This is a genomic window from Mycobacterium appelbergii (assembly GCF_032883035.1).
Taxonomy (GTDB): domain Bacteria; phylum Actinomycetota; class Actinomycetes; order Mycobacteriales; family Mycobacteriaceae; genus Mycobacterium; species Mycobacterium appelbergii.
In genome coordinates this window covers 150,999-170,927 of record NZ_JAMQTH010000019.1, presented here as the reverse complement: position 1 = coordinate 170,927, position 19,929 = coordinate 150,999, and the positions used below count along the sequence as shown (strand labels likewise).

At 67.3% G+C, this 19,929-nt stretch carries 21 protein-coding genes; 4 read left to right on the top strand and 17 right to left on the bottom strand.

All coding sequences use genetic code 11. The features are described 5' to 3' along the window. Window positions 1-296: 296 nt before the first annotated feature. Both tyrS and M1247_RS33020 read right to left on the bottom strand, forming a co-directional pair. Window positions 297-1,580, bottom strand: coding sequence for a tyrosine--tRNA ligase (gene tyrS / locus M1247_RS33025; protein ID WP_317160651.1), 1,284 nt, complete (start codon window positions 1,578-1,580; stop codon window positions 297-299). 36 nt (window positions 1,581-1,616) lie between these two features. Then, a complete protein-coding gene (locus M1247_RS33020) occupies window positions 1,617-2,228 on the bottom strand; it encodes a DNA-3-methyladenine glycosylase (protein ID WP_317160650.1) in 612 nt (203 codons plus the stop codon). Between the two features lie 68 nt (window positions 2,229-2,296). Between M1247_RS33020 and M1247_RS33015 the strand changes: the two genes are divergently transcribed. The 3 genes from M1247_RS33015 to M1247_RS33005 are packed head-to-tail and all read left to right on the top strand — an operon-like array spanning window position 2,297 to window position 4,465. Continuing rightward, window positions 2,297-3,070, top strand: coding sequence for an ABC transporter ATP-binding protein (locus tag M1247_RS33015; protein ID WP_317160649.1), 774 nt, complete (start codon window positions 2,297-2,299; stop codon window positions 3,068-3,070). Next, on the top strand, window positions 2,995-3,822 hold the full coding sequence (locus M1247_RS33010) for an ABC transporter permease (protein WP_317160648.1): 828 nt from the start codon (window positions 2,995-2,997) through the stop codon (window positions 3,820-3,822). The genes M1247_RS33015 and M1247_RS33010 overlap by 76 nt, the downstream gene beginning before the upstream one ends. A 7-nt stretch (window positions 3,823-3,829) precedes the next feature. Further along, the gene (locus tag M1247_RS33005; protein ID WP_317160647.1) at window positions 3,830-4,465 is read left to right on the top strand and encodes a TetR/AcrR family transcriptional regulator; all 636 of its coding nucleotides are present in this window, start codon (window positions 3,830-3,832) and stop codon (window positions 4,463-4,465) included. On the opposite strand, the gene M1247_RS33000 is transcribed toward M1247_RS33005, so the two are convergent. The 14 genes from M1247_RS33000 to M1247_RS32935 form a co-directional block, all read right to left on the bottom strand. Next, window positions 4,439-4,648 carry a Trm112 family protein gene (locus tag M1247_RS33000; protein WP_317160646.1) on the bottom strand — a complete coding sequence of 70 codons (210 nt, stop codon included), beginning with the start codon at window positions 4,646-4,648 and terminating at the stop codon, window positions 4,439-4,441. The two genes, M1247_RS33005 and M1247_RS33000, sit on opposite strands and share 27 nt — an antisense overlap. 9 nt (window positions 4,649-4,657) lie before the next feature. After that, window positions 4,658-5,152 carry a hypothetical protein gene (locus M1247_RS32995; protein WP_317160645.1) on the bottom strand — a complete coding sequence of 165 codons (495 nt, stop codon included), beginning with the start codon at window positions 5,150-5,152 and terminating at the stop codon, window positions 4,658-4,660. Window positions 5,153-5,218: 66 nt separating this feature from the next. After that, window positions 5,219-8,206 (bottom strand): acyl-CoA synthetase, encoded by a 2,988-nt coding sequence (locus M1247_RS32990; protein ID WP_317160644.1) that lies wholly within the window; start codon window positions 8,204-8,206, stop codon window positions 5,219-5,221. Between the two features lie 73 nt (window positions 8,207-8,279). Then, entirely contained in the window at window positions 8,280-9,470 is a 1,191-nt protein-coding gene (locus M1247_RS32985) for an alpha-D-ribose 1-methylphosphonate 5-triphosphate diphosphatase (RefSeq protein ID WP_317160643.1), read from the bottom strand. Continuing rightward, window positions 9,455-10,117 carry an ATP-binding cassette domain-containing protein gene (locus M1247_RS32980; protein ID WP_317160642.1) on the bottom strand — a complete coding sequence of 221 codons (663 nt, stop codon included), beginning with the start codon at window positions 10,115-10,117 and terminating at the stop codon, window positions 9,455-9,457. Before M1247_RS32980 ends, M1247_RS32985 begins: the two co-directional genes overlap by 16 nt. Next, entirely contained in the window at window positions 10,114-10,989 is an 876-nt protein-coding gene (locus M1247_RS32975) for an ATP-binding cassette domain-containing protein (RefSeq protein ID WP_317160641.1), read from the bottom strand. The genes M1247_RS32980 and M1247_RS32975 overlap by 4 nt, the downstream gene beginning before the upstream one ends. After that, the gene (locus M1247_RS32970) at window positions 10,986-11,867 is read right to left on the bottom strand and encodes an alpha-D-ribose 1-methylphosphonate 5-phosphate C-P-lyase PhnJ (protein WP_317160640.1); all 882 of its coding nucleotides are present in this window, start codon (window positions 11,865-11,867) and stop codon (window positions 10,986-10,988) included. The genes M1247_RS32975 and M1247_RS32970 overlap by 4 nt, the downstream gene beginning before the upstream one ends. Further along, window positions 11,864-12,877 carry a carbon-phosphorus lyase complex subunit PhnI gene (locus M1247_RS32965; protein ID WP_317160639.1) on the bottom strand — a complete coding sequence of 338 codons (1,014 nt, stop codon included), beginning with the start codon at window positions 12,875-12,877 and terminating at the stop codon, window positions 11,864-11,866. The genes M1247_RS32970 and M1247_RS32965 overlap by 4 nt, the downstream gene beginning before the upstream one ends. After that, window positions 12,877-13,440, bottom strand: coding sequence for a phosphonate C-P lyase system protein PhnH (locus M1247_RS32960; protein ID WP_317160638.1), 564 nt, complete (start codon window positions 13,438-13,440; stop codon window positions 12,877-12,879). Before M1247_RS32960 ends, M1247_RS32965 begins: the two co-directional genes overlap by 1 nt. Beyond that, complete coding sequence (locus M1247_RS32955; protein ID WP_317160637.1) at window positions 13,437-13,853, bottom strand: phosphonate C-P lyase system protein PhnG; 417 nt, start codon at window positions 13,851-13,853, stop codon at window positions 13,437-13,439. The genes M1247_RS32960 and M1247_RS32955 overlap by 4 nt, the downstream gene beginning before the upstream one ends. Further along, complete coding sequence (locus M1247_RS32950) at window positions 13,850-14,584, bottom strand: GntR family transcriptional regulator (RefSeq protein WP_317160636.1); 735 nt, start codon at window positions 14,582-14,584, stop codon at window positions 13,850-13,852. The genes M1247_RS32955 and M1247_RS32950 overlap by 4 nt, the downstream gene beginning before the upstream one ends. Next, the gene (phnE, locus tag M1247_RS32945) at window positions 14,577-15,407 is read right to left on the bottom strand and encodes a phosphonate ABC transporter, permease protein PhnE (protein WP_317160635.1); all 831 of its coding nucleotides are present in this window, start codon (window positions 15,405-15,407) and stop codon (window positions 14,577-14,579) included. The genes M1247_RS32950 and phnE overlap by 8 nt, the downstream gene beginning before the upstream one ends. Continuing rightward, entirely contained in the window at window positions 15,404-16,240 is an 837-nt protein-coding gene (gene phnC, locus M1247_RS32940) for a phosphonate ABC transporter ATP-binding protein (RefSeq protein ID WP_317160634.1), read from the bottom strand. The genes phnE and phnC overlap by 4 nt, the downstream gene beginning before the upstream one ends. Then, window positions 16,212-17,093: a phosphate/phosphite/phosphonate ABC transporter substrate-binding protein gene (locus M1247_RS32935; protein WP_317160633.1), complete on the bottom strand. Its 882-nt coding sequence runs from the start codon at window positions 17,091-17,093 to the stop codon at window positions 16,212-16,214. Before M1247_RS32935 ends, phnC begins: the two co-directional genes overlap by 29 nt. Window positions 17,094-17,241: 148 nt before the next feature. Here M1247_RS32935 and M1247_RS32930 point away from each other — a divergent pair, with 148 nt between their 5' ends. Beyond that, window positions 17,242-19,014, top strand: coding sequence for an ABC-F family ATP-binding cassette domain-containing protein (locus M1247_RS32930; RefSeq protein ID WP_317160632.1), 1,773 nt, complete (start codon window positions 17,242-17,244; stop codon window positions 19,012-19,014). 47 nt (window positions 19,015-19,061) lie between these two features. On the opposite strand, the gene M1247_RS32925 is transcribed toward M1247_RS32930, so the two are convergent. Further along, window positions 19,062-19,925, bottom strand: a complete 864-nt coding sequence (locus tag M1247_RS32925) for an EamA family transporter (RefSeq protein WP_317160631.1) — start codon at window positions 19,923-19,925, stop codon at window positions 19,062-19,064. Window positions 19,926-19,929 lie beyond the last annotated feature (4 nt).

Below are 19,929 nucleotides of genomic sequence, written 5' to 3'. Positions count from 1 at the left end.
CCCTAAACGGGAAAAAGAATGTGGCCAAAAACAACAAACAAAAACCACCAAACACACTATTGAGTTCTCAAACAACACGCCCGAGCTGACCGCGCAAAAATCCAGCGGCTAAAAGCCGCTGCTAGTTACTGCGGGCAGTGAGGTAGACCCACCTAAGCGGGATTCTCTCTCGGATTTTGTCTTCGCTCTCCGGCTGGGCCGTGTCGCTCTGACCTGGAATAAGTTACGGCAGGGAAAACTTGGAGTCAAATCCCCAGGTGGCTGCGACGTTTTACCTGGTCAGCGCGCCCCACGCACTAGCCCACAGCGGCGACGCGTTCGACGCCGGCAATGTTGCGCTTGCCACGTCGCAACACGAGCCATCGCTCATGCAGAAAATCCGACGGCTGTGGTATCCACTCGTCGCTTTCAATCCGCACATTGTTGACGTAGACGCCGCCCTCGGCGACGGTGCGCCGGGCCGCGCCTTTACTGGCCGACAGCCCGGTCGCGACCAGGAGATCGGTGATTCCGTCGGCGCCGCCCGGTTTCAACTCGGCGACCGAGGCCTCCCGCAGCGCCGCGGCCAGCGTGGAGAGGTCGAGTTCGCCCAGCTCCGCCCTGCCGAACAGGGCCTGGCTGGCATGTTCGACGGCCTTGGTCGCACCGTCCCCGTGCACCAGGGTGGTGAGCTCGCGGGCCAGCCGCCGCTGCGCGGCCCGTTCGTGTGGCCGGGTCCGCGTTGCGTCGTCGAGTTCGGCGAGTTCGTCGGCGGACAGGAAGGTGAACCACCGCAGGTAGCCGATGACATCGGCATCGGCGGTGTTCACGAAGTACTGGTACCAGGCATATGGGCTGGTCATCTCGGGGTCGAGCCAGAGATTTCCGCCGCCGGTGGACTTGCCGAACTTCTTGCCCTCGGAGTCCGTCACCAGCGGAGTCGTCATCGCGTGCACGGTGGCGCCGAGTTTCTGGCGCACCAACCGGGCGCCTGCGACGATGTTTCCCCACTGGTCGGAGCCGCCGATCTGCAGTGCGCACCCATGCCGTTGATGCAGTTCCACGTAGTCGTTCGCCTGCAACAGCATGTAGCTGAACTCCGTGTAGGAGATGCCGTCACCGTCGAGGCGTCGTCGTACAGTGTCGCGATCGAGCATCACGTTGACCGAGAAGTACTTGCCGACGTCGCGCAGAAACTCGATCGCCGACAGCTCCCCCGTCCAAGACAGGTTGTTCTCGATGATGGCCCCGGTCGGAGTGTCGTCGAACTCGACGAACCGTTCGAGCTGGCCACGGATCCGCGAAGCCCAGTCGGCGACGGTGTCGGCAGTGTTCAGGGTCCGCTCACCGGTGTCGCGCGGATCGCCGATCATTCCGGTCGCCCCGCCGGCGAGCACGATCGGCCGGTGTCCGGCCTGTTGAAACCGCCGCAAGGTCAGTAGTGGCACCAGGTGGCCGGCATGCAGGCTCGGCGCTGTGGGGTCGAAGCCCGAGTAGAGGGTCATGGGTCCCGTGGCGAGGTCTGCCGCCAACGCGTCCCGGTCGGTGGATTGTGCGATCAGCCCACGCCAGTCCAGCTCGTCGAGGATGCCTGTTGCCATGACGACGATCATGCCGCATCGGCAGATCACCGCTGATCAGTCACTGCGGCCGGGCGACGGCGCCCGTGGGCTGCGCCGGTAGGCCGACACTTCCCGTCGATCGGCCAGCCACAACCGCCAACGCCGATCGGCCGCCTTGCTGACTCCCACGCGCGGGCCATCGACGGCGGCGCCGGGCTCGCCGAGCCGCAGCCGGATCGGACTGTCGGCCGCGAAGAGGTCGATTCCGTTGTCCTCCATCGAAATTCCGAGGGCCGAGCACAGATTGCCCGGGCCGCGGGCCAGCGCCCGCGGCAGCACCGTCGGCCCGCGTCGCTGTTGAGCGCGGTCACACCCGTCCACCACCGCCGCGGCACGCAGCAGCACCGCGCCCGCGACGCCGTCGTAGCCGCACACCACGTTGGCGCAGACATGGATCCCGTGACTGCGATAGGTGTAGAGCCGTCCCGGCGGACCGAACATCACCTCGTTGCGCCCACCGGGACCACGGAACGAATGCGACGCGGCGTCCGGCCACGGGCCGTCGACGGGACCGCCGTACGCCTCGACTTCGACGATGGCGGCCCGGACCCCGCGACCCACGAGCTCGGCCCCCAACAACCGGCGGGCCGCCACCAGCGGATCCCCCGTCAGCAGCTCAGCGCCCATCCGAGCGATTGTGCCCGCCACGGTGTCAGCCATTGACACCGGTGGGCAGCGCGCGCAGTATTCATCATATGATGACTTCATCACGCGATGAATTGCCATGGCCATCCGGTGAACCGGCCATCGCCATCGATGGGCTGCGCGTGGTCCGCGGCAGCCGCGTCGCGGTGCGCGATGTGAGTGTGCAGATCGCACGCGGCACCATCACCGGGCTGCTGGGTCCTTCGGGCTGTGGAAAGACCACGTTGATGCGCGCCATCGTGGGCACCCAGATCGTCGCGGCCGGCACGGTCACCGTGCTGGGACATCCCGCCGGTTCGGCGCCGTTGCGCAGCAGGGTCGGCTATGTCACGCAGGATCCGACCATCTACGACGACCTCCGGGTGATCGACAACGTCCGCTATTTCGCGTCGCTGTACGGCACCTCGGGCGAGTCTGCGGTGAGCGCCGTGCGTGCGGTCGGACTCGACGAGCACCAGAGGGCCTACTGCGGCAATCTCTCCGGTGGTCAGCGCACCCGCGTCTCGCTGGCCTGCGCGTTGGTCGCCGAACCGGATCTGCTCGTGCTGGACGAACCGACCGTCGGTCTCGACCCGGTGTTGCGCGTCGACTTGTGGGAGCAGTTCGGGGAGCTGTCACGGCGCGGGGTCACGCTGCTGGTCTCCAGCCATGTCATGGACGAGGCCGACCATTGCGGCGATCTGCTGCTGATGCGCGAAGGAGACCTGCTCGCGCACACCACCCCGGAGAAGCTACGAGAGGACACGGCATGCACATCCCTGGAGGAAGCGTTTCTGACCGTCATCCGGCACAGCACCACCACCCCGGACAGCGAAGCCGGCTGAACCCGCAGGCCTACCTGGCCACCACCGGCCGCATCCTGCGGCAACTGGCGGCCGACCACCGCAGCGTGGCGATGATCCTGGTGGTGCCGAGCCTGATCATCACGCTCATGTATTTCATGTTCCAAAACGCGCCGCACGCCCCGGGCGGACCGACACCGTTCAACAGTGCCTGCCTGATCATGCTCGGCGTCTTCCCGCTCGTCGTGATGTTCCTCATCACGTCGATAACCATGCAACGCGAACGTGTTTCGGGAACCCTCGAGCGCATTCTCACCACGCCGCTGCGCCGGTTCGACCTGCTCGCGGCGTACGGGACCGCGTTCTCGATCGCCGCGGCCGCACAAGCCAGCCTCGCCTGCATGGTGGCGTTCTGGCTCCTCGGGTTCGACACCGCCGGCAGTCCGTCGCTGGTGTTCCTCATCGCGATCATCAACGCCGTGCTCGGGGTCGGACTGGGCCTGCTGTGCAGTGCGTTCGCCCGCACCGAGTTCCAGGCCGTGCAGTTCATGCCGGTCGTGATCGTCCCGCAGTTGCTGCTGTGCGGCATCATCGTCCCGCGCTCCGCGCTGCCCGAGTGGCTGCAGTGGATCAGCAATGTGCTGCCGGCCAGCTACGCGCTGGAAGCCCTGCAACAGGTCGGCGCCTATCCTGATCCGACGGCCATCGCGGTTCGCGACATCGCGGTGGTGATGGGTTTCGCGGTGCTGGCACTGTGCCTGGCCGCTGCGACGCTGAGACGACGGACACCCTAGGGGCACCTTGACCACCAACGCTGATCCTCCCCGTGAGCGCAAACGGCCCGGCAGACCGCCGGGCCAGTCCGACACCCGGGACCGCATCCTCGTCTGCGCACGAGAATTGTTCGCCCGCAACGGTATCGACAAGACATCGATTCGGGCGATCGCGGGTGCCGCAGGTGTGGATCCGGCCCTGGTGCATCACTACTTCGGCACCAAAACGCAACTGTTCGCCGCCGCCATTCACATCCCTATCGACCCCATGGCGGTCATCGGCCCGCTGCGGGAAGTACCGGTCGACGAGATCGGCTATACGCTGCCGTCAATCCTGTTGCCGCTGTGGGATTCCGAGATGGGCAAGGGCTTCATCGCCACGCTGCGCTCGATCCTGGCCGGCAGCGAAGTCTCGTTGGTGCGGACATTCCTGCAAGAGGTGATCACCGTCGAGGTGGGCTCACGCGTCGACAATCCCCCCGGCAGCGGCAAGATCCGCGTGCAGTTCGTGGCCTCGCAACTGGTGGGTGTGGTGATGGCGCGCTACATCCTGGAACTCGAGCCGTTCAGTTCGCTGCCGGTCGATCAGATCGCCGCGACCATCGCGCCGAATCTGCAGCGCTACCTCACCGGTGAGCTACCCGGACTCGGCCCGGTCCAGTAGCCGCTGGTGCTCGGCATCGTCGTCGATGGCCACGGCTTCGTCGACGAGAAGCACCGGGATGCCATCTTCGATGCGATACGCGCGCCGCAACCGGGGGTTGTAGAGCCACTCATCACGCACCAGCAGTAGCGGCCCGCGATCCTGCGGACAGACCAGGATGCTCAGCAGTTTGGTGTCGACCACGAGGCGACGCTAACCGACTGGCAGCACGATGCCGCCGCCGCCATTCGGCCCGCCGAAGATGCCGCCGCCCCCGGGATAGGGCACCTGCCCCGGTGCGTTCTGGTTGATACCGATGGTGCCCCCGCCGCCGCCGCCACCGCCTGCCTGCGACTGAGCCTGGATCTTGCGCTGGTAGGCGACGGTTTCCTTGAGCGCCTCGACCAGCGGAGTCTGGTTGGGCTTGTACTTCAATGAGCTCTGGAGGTCTTCGATGTTGCCCTTGGAGGGTTTGAAGCCGAGCGCGCGCAGCTGCATCGACTCCTTCGCCCAGTTCGACACCTGACCGCCGCCTGCGCCGGTGGCGTACTCCGAGTACACGTCGTCGAGCACGTCAGCATGCGCCGTGGCCGAACCGAACCCCACCAGCAGCCCCAGCGCCAGTGCGCTGCCCGCCACCGAGCCGGTCACCGCGCGACGCCAGCCGGAGCGGTCCCTGCTCGCCTGCATCCCAGAACGCGAAGTCATCCATCCTCCAGTCACTAGCCGCCAGCGGGAGCCTAACAGCGCAGGCGCCCCCCGGCACGGTCGTCGTTATCCCTGCGGAGCGGGCGGCGCCAGCAGTTCGGTACGCACTGCCGCGGTCAGTCTCTTGTACGTATTCGTATCGGCATCGAGGTACCAGGAGTTACGTCGAGACGGCTTCGGGACGCCCGCCGCCCGCAGCGGGGTGATCAGTGGGCGATAGGCGGGGCCGAGATCCATGTCGGCCACCACGTGCACGATGTCCGGCGGGCCGCCCACCGGCAGGTCGACGAGCGCATTGGACAGATCGGCAGTCGGGACGCTGCCGCCGGGGCGCAGCGCCAGGGCTGTCACCGCGAGCTGCCGTCCGCCCGCCTCCACCCCGTAGGTCACCGCCATGTCGACCGAACCGAGGCGCCCGACCGCATCGTTGACCGTGGTGGCGAACACCGGGCCGCGCTCGGTGCGGATGACCGCGCTGCGGTTGTCCACCAGCCAGTAATCGCCGTCCTCGTCGCGGCGGAACAGGAACTCCGTGGACACCCAGGTGTCGGCGGGGGCGAACACGCCCCTTTTCACCGACGCGGTCGGATCGACCGGACCACGCGGATGGGCCAGCAGCACCCCGACCTCGTTGGCCTCGGCCCTGCGGACGAATCCCTGGTCGTCTTCCAGGATCAGATCGTCCTCGGTGTCGTAGGCGGCCAGTTCGATCTGACCGCCGCCGGGCAGCGGGCGGCCCTTGCTGCCGATCTTGGCTCCCGCCACGTTGGCGAGAACGGCCTGGCCGTCGGTGGTGGTGAAGAACTCGACCACCTGGGCCGGCTCGAACACGTCGAGCACCCGTTTCCACAGTCCGGCGGGCATTCCCGATCCGATGAACAGGCGCACCGGATGGCTGCCGGTCAGCGAGAAGGACGGATCGTCGATGACCTCGCGCAGCATCGTCCACGTGTAGGACACCACTGTGACGCCGTACTGGCGGATTTCCTGCAGGAACCGGTCCGGCTGCAGCCCGCGGGACAACGCGATGCGGGCGCCGCCGACGACGGCGCCGCCAAGGCTGACCAGCAGGCCGGACTGGTGATGCAGCGGGGTGAGGCAGTACACGGTGTCCCCGCGGCCCAGGTTGGCCGCCGACGCGGTACCGAAGGCCGACAACGCCCAGCGGTAGTTGGTGATCTGTCGGGCCACCAGTTCCCCACCGACGTTGCTGAATGCGATAAACGCCAGGTCGCGGGCCAGCCCCGGATTGGGCCGGTACCAGCCGGACAGTTCGACCACGTCGGGGTCGATCTGCTCCATATCGACAACAGATGCGACGTCGTCGAACTGCTCCACGTCGAGGTTGCGGCTCTCGCCGCCACCGAGGACCAGGACGCGGGTCCCGAGCCCGCGGGCTGCGGACAGATGGCTCGGGTCGGCGATGATCTCCGATACCCGGCCGAGCCGGGCAGCCTCGGGAAGGTCGACGTCGGGCGGCATCAGTACCGCCACCGCTCCGAGTCGCGACAACGCGGCGATGGCGACAAGTGCGCTCGGCCGGGTATCCATCAGGACACCGACATGCGCGCCCTGGCGCACCCCGACGTCGATGAGCCCGCGCACCACATTGTTGATGCGCCGGTCCACCGCCTCGTAGGTGTGGACGCGACCGTCGAACAACAGCGCTTCGCCGTTGGGCGCGCTGCGCGCCTGCTCACTCATGATGCGGCCGAGGGAGATCCGCGTGTGGTCGTTGACCTGGCCGAGCCGGGCCAGCCTCGGCAGGGTGCGCGCGGTCTCGACCACCAGCGTCCGCGCCGACTTGTTGGCGGCCACGAGCGTGTCGGCGGCCGTTCTGGCCACCCCGAACGCCATCTCGGTGGCGGCGGTCGCGCCGTGCGCGACCCGGGACGTCAGCGAAACGCCGCCCTCGGGGTGATCGGCCGGCTGCAGCTCCATGGGGGTGACGCCTTCGGGCATCTCGGCGCCACTGTCGAGCCATTTCACCCACTGCCCCACCGTCGGCCAGGTCTGGTTGGACGCCTTGGATCCCACGACGAGACCGAAATGGCCTGCCCTGATGAGGTATTCGTAAGTATCTGCCTTCGGGGCAGCCCGCTTGATGCCGCGGACCGCCGCAGGCTGGCCGATATCGTCCACCTCCCCGACCACCGCGAGCACCGGGCAGTCGATGTCGGAGAGGGTGACCAGGTCACCGTGGATGGAGAAGCCGCCGCTCATCATCCGGTTGTGCGAGATGAACTGCTTGAGCAGCTCGGCGATGGCGGGACCCGACCAGGCGATCCAGCCGTCCGAGGCCAGAAACCGCCGCTGCTGCTCACGGGGCAGCAGCGCCTCGCGGTCATGCAGCTGGCGCAGGAAGTCCAGTCGCGATTGGGCCGTCTTGATCGGGTCGAGCATCTGGAATCCGGTGCGGGCCAGCCAACCGGGGATATCGATCCGGCTGAAGACGTGGTCGGCCATGAAATCCGCGGCGCCGGCGGCGATCCCGGCGGGCAGGTTCATCGGCAGCGCGGCCAGGGTGTCCACCGGCGCTCCGAATGCGACGATGCTGGCCAGGTCTTTCGAGCGCCGGTAGGCCGCGGTCTGGTAGGCGAACATGCCGCCCTGCGAATAGCCGGCGAGGTGGACGTCCCGGCCGGTGACTTCCTTGACCGTGTCGATGGCTTCGGACAGTGCCACCACGTGGTCGGCGAGGTTGCGCTGCATACCGCCCTCGACCTTGTCCGGCGAGCCGAAGTCGATCACCCATGGATCGATACCGGCGCGGTGCAGAATGCCCACGGCACCGTCATCGCGGGTCACGTCCCACATGTCGGCCGACATCATCATCGGGTGCACCATCAGCACGGGCGGCCCCGCGGCGACCGCACCCGGCCTGGCATCGGGCGGGAAGTACCGCCGCAATCGGTACATCGGAACGCTCTGGATGATCTGGAATGGTGACGGCACGGCGCCGGTCTCCAGACCGCCGTACCGCAGCACTTCCAAACCATTCTGTGCAGTCGCCAGCAACCGCTCCACCGGTTTGGTCATCGCCGAGAAATCCACCAACGCCCTCTCCCCTACATGACGACTTCCAATCCCCCGATTGTCGAGGTCATCATGGCACGCCCGGTGTTGGTTAACGTCGCGCGAGGCAAAACCGACCCGTGAGTTCGCGGCCGAAGACCAGGCGGCCGTCACGCCACAGGGCCATCCCCAGCTGCGCATCGGGTCCGGACAGTTCGCACTCGACGGACCGCATCCGTCTCAGCGACGCGGTCAGCGCCTTGCCGACCTCGATGGTTGCCCCCGGCAGACCCAACACGGCCGCAGGATTGGTGGAGATCAGGTCGATACCGTCGACCAGGCCGATTCCGTGGTCGCGATCCAGCACCACCGGCGCGGATTGCAGCGCTGACGGCAGGTAGTCCGAGCACAGCACGTCACAAACTCCAGCAGCGACCGCATCGGCGGCCAGCACGTTGCCCGAAGATGTGGACCGGCCGCGTACGGCGTTGGGAGCGCCGAGAACCACATGCATGCCGAGTTCATGTGCCCGCACTGCGGCGGCCATCGTCAGCGGGAACTCGGCGACCCGGGCACCGAGCGCGTAGCCCTCCTCGACGTGTTCGGCGGTTCTGTCGTCGTGGGTGGCGAGCACGATGCCACCCGCCGCTGCGAGTGCGGCCACCTGCTTGCGCCGTTCGGCGATGCGGCCGATCTGGTCGGCATCGACGGTGAACACCTCCTCAACTTCTGCCTCGGTCACTCCCCAGTCCTGCGCGTAGAACGTCCGGGTCTCTGCCAGTGATGCGAATCTGCTGCGCTGGACCGATGTTTCGATCATCGAGATCAAGGCGACCCGCGAAGATGCGGCCAGCACCTCTTGCAGGGCGTCCACCGATCCGTCGTCGGTCAATTCCACCCTGGCGTGAATACGCCAGTCACAGCACAGGTCTGACGCCAGCGCCTCCACCACGCCGGCCAGCACCGGGGCGTCGGCGATCGCGATGCCCTTCCTGGGCGAATCCTCGCAACGGGCCGCCAGGCAGACGGTTCCGATTCCCGCGGCCGCACACTCGGCGTCGAGTACCGCGAGCACTCCGGCGTGGTCGAGGGACACCGTTGCACGAGGTCGGCGTCGCTGTTGCAGGTTGTCCAGATGCAGGTCGACCGCGGCGGGCACCAGGAACAAATCCCCTGCCGCAGCGGCATCGGGTCGGATCTCGCTGACGCATCCGCCGTCGTCGAGAACTACAACGGCATCCGGGATCGCCGGCCGTTGCCCTCCCGGTATCACTGTCACGCCCTCGATCACGGTGTGTGCCATACGATCCTTCCTTTGTGTAGTTCGCCGGTGGTCGCAGCGATGGCGCTCAGTGCGCACCCCGGCGGTCCGGTCGCCACGACTGCGGCTCCGGCTTCAGTGGCGCGCCTCACCGAGCGCGTCAGCTGGTCTGTGCCGACGATCCACCGGCCAGGGTCGTCGAGCACGACGATCGGGCGCTGCGCAAGCAACGCGGCGGCCAGCGCGACCGTCATCCGGTCGGCGGTGCGTAACCGTCCGATGGGCACCGTGGCGAGATGCGCCACGTTCAGGCGGTCCAGCCCGACAGCGGCCGAGGCACGACTGCACCCGGCCGACCGTGCGATGGCCACCGCCGCGGGTAGTCGGGGTGGTGCTGCCAGCGGCCCGTCGAAAGAGGCGATGTGCTGACCGCGCAACCACGCGACCACCCGCGGGCCCGCATCGCAGAGACTCACCTCCGCATTGCCGCCCAAGCGCACGATCACCTCACCCGTATCGGGTCGGTACACCCCCGTCAGGCACCGGAGCAACGTCGACAGACCTGCACCGGGCTCCCCGGTGACCAATGTGAGTGTGCCCCCGACCGCGTTCAACTCCACGTCGCAAAGCACAGGATCTGCGCCGGGGAACCGCTTCGACACGCCGCCGACGCGGATGGCGGCCGTCACGACAACCTCGATGACACCAGCAGCTGGGTGTAGGGATGCTGGGGATCCTCGAGGATCTGCTCGGTGACGCCGTGTTCGACGATTCGGCCGTGGTGCAGCACCAGGATGCGCGAAGCCAGGATCCGCACCGCGGCCAGGTCGTGGGTGACGACGACGGTCGCCGAGTCCAGCGTCTGGGTCACCCGCTGCAGGACGTCGAGCAGGTCCGCCTGAACCGACGGATCGAGTCCGGTGGTTGGCTCGTCGAGCAGAAGCAGCTGAGGTGGGTCGACGAGTGCCCTGGCCAACTGAACCCGTTGTTGCATGCCACCGGAAAACGTGTGCAAGGCGTCGGTATGCCGCTCGGCACGCAAGCCCAGCTCTTCGAGCAGTTCGGCTGTCCTGCTGCGGATATCGGCGAAGTTCCGCAGGCCTCCACCGAGCAACCGTTCAGCCACGTTCGTGGTTGCGGCCAGCCGCGGGTACAGGCCCGCGGCAAGGGCATTCTGATGCACCATCACGATGATCGACCGTTTGAATGCGTTGCTGCCGCCGCCGGTTCGGAACAGATCGCCGATGCCCGCAACCGTCATCGACCCGGCGTCGGGCGTCAGATCCAGGTGCAGACAGCGCAGCAGCGTGGTTTTCCCCGAGCCCGACTCGCCGACGATGCCGATGACTTCCCCCGGGCCGAGCTCGAATGACGCGTCGTGCACCGCGACAACCGATCCGCATGCCGCGCACCGGTTCGTGCCGGACCGCTCACCGGTGAGGTCGACACACCGGCCGCAGCCCGGGCCGAACCGGTGCGACAAGCCTGCCACGCATACCACGGGCTCTGGCGGGACGAGGTCCGGTCTGATGGTCCCGTCGGTGACCGCGTCGGCCGTCATGATCCTCCCGCCTGGAGCCTGCTACGGCAGGCGTCGACGTCGCTGCAGCACCAGACCCGAGTTGCCGCAGCACCTTCCGTGGGTACCCGGTACGAGGTCGTAGAACCGCACCGCTCGCACGGTCCGCCGGCCCGCTCCGGTTCGAGCGAGCTGTCATCGAAGGCCAGCGGTTGGACCGACGTGTACGGCGGTAGTGCGGTCACCCGTGCCCGCCGACCGGCGCCGAGCAGGATCGGGTGAGGCCGCCGGCTCAGCCGCAGGACGTCATGGCGCGGTATCGGGCTCGGGCTCATCAGCCGCGAACCATCCACCAGCACAGGATGATCAGCGCCGGTGAGAGCGCCGCCGAACCGCGCGTGTGCGTCATAGAGATCCAGCCACGCCGGGGTGTAGTCACGTTGGGCGTGACACGCGAGCGCCGCCACCTCGCCGGACACCACGCGGCGCAGCGGCTCCGGGTGCGGCACCTGGAGCACCAGGAGCTGGTCGTGCCGCAGGTCGAGCTCCGGGATCCGGTGACGGCTCTGGATGATGGTGGCCTCGGTGGTGCTGGTGGTGGCACCGCATCGCGCCGATGTGCTGATCAGCGTGCGCATTCCGACCGCGTTGACCGACTGGTCGTCACCCTGGTCGATCACCTTGACCACATCGCCAGGACCGACCAGGGACAAGGTCACCTGCAACCCACCACTGCCCCAACCTCGTGCCACCGGCATCTCCCGCGAAGCGAACGGAACCTGCCAACCCGGGATGGCCAAGGCCTTCAGGATCGCTCGCCGCACATTGCGTTTGGAATCCTCGTCGAGGTAGGCGTAAGCCTCCGGGCTGCCGTGGGCGGCCGCGAGCGCGGCGACCGTCGGCGCGGGCGTAGATGTCATACTCTTTCCTTCGCAACGGTCTGAGCAAGGTACGCGGTGAAGCTGGCGTAGTGCGGAAGCCTGAGATGCTCGACGAACCCGTTGGTGGCCGGTCCGTCGGTGGCGGCGATGACAGTCTGTTCGTCGAGTAGCAGGGGCTCCGCCAACTCGCCGTCAGCCTGGATGGCGGCATCAAGTAGCGCCAGGGCGATCGCCCGCCGCTCCACGGTGCCCACGGTTGCCCCCCAACCCATCACCAGGCCCGGGCGCCCATCGACGTGTGTGTCGAGCACGACCTCGACGTCCGTGATCGGCACGTCGGCGACTGCGCACGCCACACCGGTTCGGGGATGCGGAATCCGTACCGTGGCCAGATTGACGCTCAGTTCGACCAACACGGCTTCCTGTCTGCGCCCCAAGATCAAGGCGGCCAGCGCCACCAACGCACCCGTCTCGCCGCGGGCGAGCATCGCCAGCCGATTCGCCCGGTGCAGCGGCGGTGTCAGAACGGTGTCCGCCGGATCGTCTCCTTCGCCGTCCTGGGGTGGGTCCACCAGCGGTACGTCGTCGATGAGATCCCGTACCCGGGGCACCTCGGTGCGCCGCGGCGCCTCGTCGGCCGGCGACTGTGGTGCTGAGGCCGGAGCAGGTTCGGGTGCCGGGCGTTCAGACCAGTCCAATTGGCGGGCACGGAGTTCCGGCGCAAACCCGAGCCACTGGCCGCCGGGAACCTGAGGGAAGGCCGAGGACAGCCGTCTGATCAGCACGGTGTCTTCGAATCTGATCGCCGGTGCCCCAAGGTGTGGTTGGGTGGCCGCCCAGACCCGCAGCATCGACACCGCGTGTGCAGTGTCGCCGTGTGCCTGGTCCAGCGCCCGGCGGGCGGCGGCCGGCTCCCACAATCCTGCTTCGGCACATACCTGCTGTTCCAGCAGCGCGATGTTGACCCCGCCACCCTGCCCGTCCGGAACCGCGTGGGCGATCACCCGGGCCGCTTCGAGAGCATCGTTGTGGTGCATGCTTGCGTACATCAGCGGACTCCGTGGATGGCGACGCTGCGGGGTAGCCCGATCACCGATCGACCGCTGACCACCAGAAGATCCACGCCCGCAGGCGGTTGCGCGTTGACCGTGGTGAACGCCTGTGCCGCCACCGCGTCCAGCGCTACGAATGCCGTTGTGGTCCCGGATATCCCCGGACCGGACAGACTCATCGGTTGGGCGTCGCCGGATGCCGCGATCACCAGGGTGGCACCTCGCTCGGGTGTGAGCGGACCTCCGCGGCGTGCCCGCGCAATCGCTTCGGCAGCAGGGCCGTGAACCAACACCCAGTCAGCGTCGGCGACGTCACCGAATTCGGCGCCGGTTCTGCCTGCGACCACTGCGGCCACCCGGTTGGCGGCGCCGTCACCGGCGACACCGAGTTCAAGCCCACGGTCGAGCAGTGCCAGCAGAACAGCGGCCGCCCCATCGAGCTCGGTGTCCTCATTCAGCATCGGCACGTCGGGCAATTCGATCGGTGTGCCAGGCGCACACAGTGCCCGCATGCAGGCCAGAAAGGCTGTGCGCCCGCCGTGCACGGGATCCCAGTTCATGACTGCTCCAGCCGTGTGGTGGCCACCAATCGGGCCCGGTCCCGGCCGCGTTGATCCCGCGCTTGCATTGCGTTGTGGCACAGTGCTTCTACTCGATCGGACAGCGGCCCGCGCCGGTGACACTCGGCGTCACAGATCGCCGCGGCGACAGCGCCGGCAAGGTCGTATCCGGTTCGCACCCCGTCACCCCTGCTGCCACCCAGGATGACGGTGCACCTGGTGAGCGAAACATGCCCGAGGACCACCGACGTGTCTTCGGTGCCTGGCACCGGGACTCTGATCGGCGCGCTGACCGACTCCGGTCCCGCCGTCACCGACACCTCGGACCCGCTCTTCAGGATCTCGTCGGCAAGCAGTTCCAACTCGTCCGGATCAGCGCACGCGAGCGCCTCCAACCGCAGTTCGGCGGTCACCGCAGGTCTACCGTGAACTTGACTCGGTCGCCGCGGAACCGGTGTGCGACAACAGCTACCGGCACCCCGCGCTGGTCGACGTTGAGACCCCGCATCTCCAGGATCGGGGCGCCCACCCGTAGGTGCAGCTGCTCGGCTTCCGCCGGTTCTGCCAGGGTGGCGACGAACGTCCGGTAAGCGCGTTGCATTCGCACTCCGTGGGTGTCGAGCAGGAAATCGAACAGTGAGGTGTCACCGGCCCACTGTTCGGTCAGTCCGGGAAATCTCCCGGTCTGGATCGAGGTGACCGAGACCGACCACGGCTCGTCATCCACCAGCCGCAAAGTGGTCGCCACCAAGACCGGCCCGGCAGTGTCCAGTTCGGCCTGCAACTCGCCATCCTCGATGATGTTGCACGCGAGAAGCTCAATGCCGACGCGGTGGCCGAGGTCGCGCATGCTCCTGGTGAAGCTGGCGTCGCGACCGGCGGACACGTCGTAACGCAGCCGCGGCTCCGCGACGAACGATCCCTTCCCCCGCACCGTCTCGATCAGGCCCCGCTGGTTGAGCTCGTCGAGCGCGCGCCGCACGGTCAGCCGGTTGACATCGAATTCCTGCGACAGCTCGGCCTCGCTCGGCAAGCGGTCGCCGGGCGAGGACTGGGTCGCCAGTCGGGTCTCCAGAAGATCGCTCAGTTGCCGGTAGATCGGCCTCCCGCCGTAGCGGTTTATCAGCTGCAGCCGGTTACCCACCTACCCCACCCCCAACTCCCAGGACGCGCCGACGGATGGCAGACGAAACCCGTTCGAAGACAACGACAACACCGAGGATGGCCAGAATGATGGTCGCCGCCTCGTCATAACGCAGCAGCGTCATCGATGTGGCAAGCTCTATCCCGATCCCACCCGCGCCCACCAGCCCGAGCACCACCGAGGATCGCGCCGAGGACTCCATCGCGAACATCGACGTTGTCACAAACGACGGGATGCAGGCCGGGATGACGCCGCCGGCAAGCACACCGAACCGAGGTGCTCCGACCGCACGCAGGCCTTCGATGCGGCCCGGGTCGATGTCCTCGATGCTCTCGGCGAAGAACCGTCCACAGAAGCCCATCACATCGACGGCGATCGCCAGCACCCCCGCCTCGGGCCCCAACCCGACGGCAATCACGAAGATCAAACCCCACACCAGGTCGGGAACCGTCCGGCTGACCGTGATGACGCCGCGGCTCATCGCATACAGCGACCAATGCCCAGTGGTGTTGCGGGCCGCCAGCACGGCAAGCGGCAGGCTGAGCACGACTCCGATAATCGTTCCGAGCAGCGCCATTTCGACGGTCACGAGCAGTGCCGCCAGAATCGGACCCAGCCGGCTGACATCGGGTGGGACGGCGTCGGAGACGAACCCACCCAACCGCAGTGCCCCGGTGACCAACGAGTCTGGCCGCACTGCGGCGCCCTGGGTCCAGCCATGGACGAGCAGCCCACCGACGACCAGCACGATCACCAGGGTCAACATGCTGGGGCGCCGGAACCGTGGCGGCTGCTCGGCGGCGCGGGTCAGCACCGGCGTCACGGCGTGGCTCCGGCATAGATCGGATTCAGTTGCCGGGCATCGCAACCCGATGATGGCCGGTCGAACTCCACCGCGCCGTTGCGAAGGCCGACCACCCTGTCTGCGTATTGCAGCGCCAGGTCGATCTGGTGCAGGGCCATGACAACGGTGACACCGCGTTCGGCGGCGATCGAAGACAGCAGTTCCATGACGGCGTTGGCCGATACCGGATCCAGACTGGCCACCGGCTCGTCTGCCAGCACGATGCGCGGGCGCTGCATCAGCATGCGTCCGATCGCGACCCGCTGCTGCTGTCCACCCGAGAGGGTGTCCACCCGACGGTCTGCGTGTTCAGCGAGGCCGACCCGCTCCAGGCATTGCATGGCCTCACGCCGAACCTCACGGGGGCTTGTCAGCGGCCAGGCGCACCGGGAACCGTTCCGGCCCATCGCGCCGTGCACCACGTTGTGGAAGGCGCTCAGTCGCGGGATGAGGTGGAACCGTTGGAAGACGAAGCCGACGTCCCGCCGTATTCCGCGCAACGCGCTGCGCGACGCGCCCGTCACCTCGGTCCCGGCGATCGTGATGGTGCCATCGGCGGGTTCGATCAACCGGACCAGACACCGCAGCAGCGTGGACTTCCCGGCGCCGTTGGTTCCGATGAGCGCCACGGATTCCCCGTAGCCGATGCTCAGATCGAGACCTGACAAGGCGTCGGCATCGCGCCGTCGGTAACGCACCCGAAGATCTTTGACCTCGATCGCGGTGGGCCCCTGGGCCTTACCCGGCTGTCGGTATGTGGCTTGCGCGGTGGTCAACCCCATGTCAGTGGCCCAGGAACTGCGAGAAGTCATTGACGCCGACAGCCTGGTACATCGCCCGGACCTCGTCGTAGTCCTTGTCCGACACCGAAACCAGCTTCGCGTTCTCGTATTTCGCGTTGTCCTTCCCCTCCAACATCGCCGTCAGAAGCTCGTCGAAGTGTTCGGTGAAGGTGTCAGCGATCGTGGTACGCGTGGCCTCGTCGATGCCTGCCCTCCCCACCAGCAGATCCGGCGGCAGCACCGGGCCCTCGGCGACCAGCCGGAACTGGGCGGGGTCATCGCCGGCCATGAACTCCTCGTAGTCGTGGCAGCCGATGCCGACAGCATCGACATCTCCGCGTTTGAGCGCTTCGTGCACGGCATCCCCGACGGTCAGCACCTGCACATCCGTCGTCGGCTGCAGTCCGGCGTCGACCAGCATTTGCGACGGTCCGAGGTGACCACTGGTCGACCCGACATCGGACATCGCGACCTTCTTGCCGCGCAGCTGCGGCAGTGCGGTGACCTCACTGTCGGCGCGGGTGTAGACACAGGACCGGTAGCCGTCCCGTTCGATCGCGACGATCGGTTCGGCACCGGTCCGGTCGTGGATCACGACATATTCGGCGGGTCCGGTGAACACCACGTCAACGCGGTCGGCCTGCAGCGCAGCGGCGGCGGCCGATCGATCGGTGACCGCGAAGAACTCCATGTTCAGCCCGGACTGCTTCTCGAATGTCTCCTGGAAAGCCCCGTATTCGCGCTGCAGTTCCTCCAGACCCTGCAGATCTGTGACAGCCATCCGGACAGTGCCGGGGTCCGCATCCGTCGAAGCACTGCTGCACCCGACCGCGGCCGTACACAACAACGCGACAGCTCCCGCCAGCACCTTGAGTCCGTACATCGGTGATCCCGTCTCTCGCGTATTCCTGGACAGCTACATATCTAGACAGGCAGGACCAACTGCGGGTTAACGGTTGTGAATGACAGACGCAACGTCTGATGTCAGGCACCGGCAGCCCCATTCCCGGTACGCGCTAAGGTCGGCGGCGATGGCACACCTGCTCGGGGGCGAGACCCTGCATCTGGAGTACCCCACCGGGGTGGTTTTCGACTCCGTCACCGTCGGCATCAACGAAGGCGCACGGATCGGCATCGTGGGCCGCAACGGCGACGGTAAATCGACCCTGCTGGGCCTGCTGACCGGCCGGATCGCGCCGCATTCGGGCCGCGTCACGCGGCGCGGCGGATTGCGCGTCGGCTCACTCGACCAGGCCGACACGCTGGATTCCGGCCACACCGTGGGCTGGTCGCTGGTCGGCGACCGTGCCGACCACGAGTGGGCAGGCGATCCGCGGGTGCGCGACGTCATCGGCGGGCTGGTGGCCGATATCGCGTTCGACACTCCTATCGGGACGCTCTCGGGTGGCCAGCGCCGCCGGGTGCAACTCGCGGCGCTGCTGATCGGCGACTGGGACGTGATCGCGCTCGACGAGCCCACCAACCATCTCGACATCGAGGGCATCACCTGGCTGGCGGCCCACCTCAGGCAACGCTGGGCCCGCGGCACCGGCGGACTGATGGTGGTCACCCACGATCGCTGGTTCCTCGACGAGGTGGCGACCACGACGTGGGAGGTGCACGACGGCATCGTCGAGCCGTTCGAGGGTGGCTACGCGGCCTACGTGCTGCAGCGGTTGGAACGCGACCGTCAGGCGGCGGCCGCGGAAGCCAAGCGGCAGAACCTGTTACGGAAGGAACTGGCGTGGCTGCGCCGTGGCCCGCCTGCCCGCACCTCCAAGCCCAGGTTCCGCATCGACGCGGCCAACGCCTTGATCTCGGATGTGCCGCCGTTACGCAACACCGTCGAGCTGTCCCGGTTGGCGACCGCCCGGCTCGGCAAGGACGTCATCGACCTGCTCGACGTGTCGGTCGCCTATGACGGTCGCGAGGTGCTGCGCGATATCGAGTGGCGTATCGGGCCCGGTGAGCGGACCGGGATTGTCGGCGCCAACGGCGCGGGCAAGTCGACGCTGCTCGGGCTGATCGCCGGGACCGTCGCACCGACGTCGGGTCGGGTGAAACGCGGAAAGACCGTGCGGCTGGCGATTTTGGATCAACAGTCCACCGAGCTGGACGAGATTGCCGGGGACATGGTCCGCGAGGTGCTCGGACGGCTGCAGACCACGTATCAGATCGACGGCAAGGACCTCACCCCCGCGCAGCTGCTGGAACGGTTGGGGTTTGACCGGGACCAGCTCTCGGCCCGCGTCGGCGAACTGTCCGGTGGGCAGCGTCGGCGCCTGCAGTTGCTGTTGGTGGTGTTGTCGGAGCCGAACGTGCTGGTGCTCGACGAGCCGACGAACGACGTCGACACCGATATGCTCACCGCCACCGAGGATCTGCTCGATTCCTGGCCGGGCACGCTGATCGTGGTCTCCCACGACCGGTACCTGCTGGAGCGGGTGACCGATCAGCAGTACGCCATCCTCGACAGCCGGCTGCGGCACCTGCCCGGTGGTGTCGACGAGTATCTGAAGCTGGCGGCGCAACGACCCACGAGGTCGGCGCCGAGAGCCGAAACCTCTCCTGCCCAAGGCATGTCGGGCGCCGAGTTGCGAAACGTCGAAAAGGAGATCTCGTCGATCGACCGGTCCCTGGCAAAACTAGCTGACCGCATCTCGGCCAAGCACGACGAACTGGCCGCCCATGACCAGTCGGATCATGTGGGGCTCGGCCGGCTCACCGGTCAGTTGCGTGAGCTGGAAAACCAGGTGGCCGAGCTGGAGTCACGCTGGATGGAGTTGTCCGAGCAACTGGAGTGAGACTGCGCGGGAACCGTTTCGACGCAGCAGGCCCCGCATTCCCACCGTCATGCGGCGAGCAGCGCGATGGCCGCCCCCGCCCCGACCACACCTGCCGCCTGTCGGCGACTGAGGCGTTCGTGGAGCACGGTGATCCCGAGAATCACAGGAATAACCGGGTACAGCGACGACAGCACCACCGCGATGGCCGTGATCTGATGGTGGGTCGCCACCAGATATGCCGCGAGTGCGGCCGCCGCCGTCACGCCCGCGGCCGTCGCCAGGGCGAACGGGGTCGCCGGCATCCGCAACTGAGCCGTCCCAACTCGGTCATCCGTTCGGCGTAACGCGAGTACCAGAAAGAGCGTGAAAAGAACACCGACAGCACTGACCCGCCCAGTGGCGACCGGCCAGAGTCCAGCGGCAGACGAAGCGTGCGCGAGCGCCAGATACTGGACTGCGATTCCGATACCGGCGATCAAACCGTCGCCGACTCCACCACTGCTGCTGCCCGTACGGGACAGACTGCCGGAAACCAGCCACAATGCCGGGACCGCGAGTGCGATACCGGCCCACGCAGGCACGGAGGGACGTTCGTGCTCTACGACGACACCGACGAGCACCGGCAGCAGTATGCCGGTCACCGCGCTGGTGGGAACAATCACGGACATCGCTCCGCGGCTGAGACCGCGAAACAGAAACACCATGCCTGCCGCGGTGCCCAGCCCCGACAGCGCTCCCCACCAGAGATCGGCGTGGGAGGGTGACTGCGCTTTGATCAGCGGGCCGGCTGCGGCGGAAACCAGCAGTCCCGCGCATTGTCCGAGCAGAGCTACGACGACGAAGTGCGCGCGCCGGGAAGCCAGGCCGCCGACGAAATCGGACACGCCGTACAGCACGGCCGAGCCCAACCCGCACAACCACCCGATCACGGGT

Excerpts from the sequence above, each read along its gene's own strand:
- tyrS (WP_317160651.1), bottom strand. The coding sequence starts at position 1,580 with ATGGCAACAGGCATCCTCGACGAGCTGGACTGGCGTGGGCTGATCGCA.
- M1247_RS33020 (WP_317160650.1), bottom strand. The coding sequence starts at position 2,228 with ATGGGCGCTGAGCTGCTGACGGGGGATCCGCTGGTGGCGGCCCGCCGG.
- M1247_RS33015 (WP_317160649.1), top strand. The coding sequence starts at position 2,297 with ATGATGACTTCATCACGCGATGAATTGCCATGGCCATCCGGTGAACCG.
- M1247_RS33010 (WP_317160648.1), top strand. The coding sequence starts at position 2,995 with ATGCACATCCCTGGAGGAAGCGTTTCTGACCGTCATCCGGCACAGCAC.
- M1247_RS32995 (WP_317160645.1), bottom strand. The coding sequence starts at position 5,152 with ATGACTTCGCGTTCTGGGATGCAGGCGAGCAGGGACCGCTCCGGCTGG.
- M1247_RS32985 (WP_317160643.1), bottom strand. The coding sequence starts at position 9,470 with ATGGCACACACCGTGATCGAGGGCGTGACAGTGATACCGGGAGGGCAA.
- M1247_RS32975 (WP_317160641.1), bottom strand. The coding sequence starts at position 10,989 with ATGACGGCCGACGCGGTCACCGACGGGACCATCAGACCGGACCTCGTC.
- M1247_RS32970 (WP_317160640.1), bottom strand. The coding sequence starts at position 11,867 with ATGACATCTACGCCCGCGCCGACGGTCGCCGCGCTCGCGGCCGCCCAC.
- M1247_RS32965 (WP_317160639.1), bottom strand. The coding sequence starts at position 12,877 with ATGTACGCAAGCATGCACCACAACGATGCTCTCGAAGCGGCCCGGGTG.
- M1247_RS32960 (WP_317160638.1), bottom strand. The coding sequence starts at position 13,440 with ATGAACTGGGATCCCGTGCACGGCGGGCGCACAGCCTTTCTGGCCTGC.
- phnC (WP_317160634.1), bottom strand. The coding sequence starts at position 16,240 with ATGACTTCTCGCAGTTCCTGGGCCACTGACATGGGGTTGACCACCGCG.
- M1247_RS32935 (WP_317160633.1), bottom strand. The coding sequence starts at position 17,093 with ATGTACGGACTCAAGGTGCTGGCGGGAGCTGTCGCGTTGTTGTGTACG.
- M1247_RS32930 (WP_317160632.1), top strand. The coding sequence starts at position 17,242 with ATGGCACACCTGCTCGGGGGCGAGACCCTGCATCTGGAGTACCCCACC.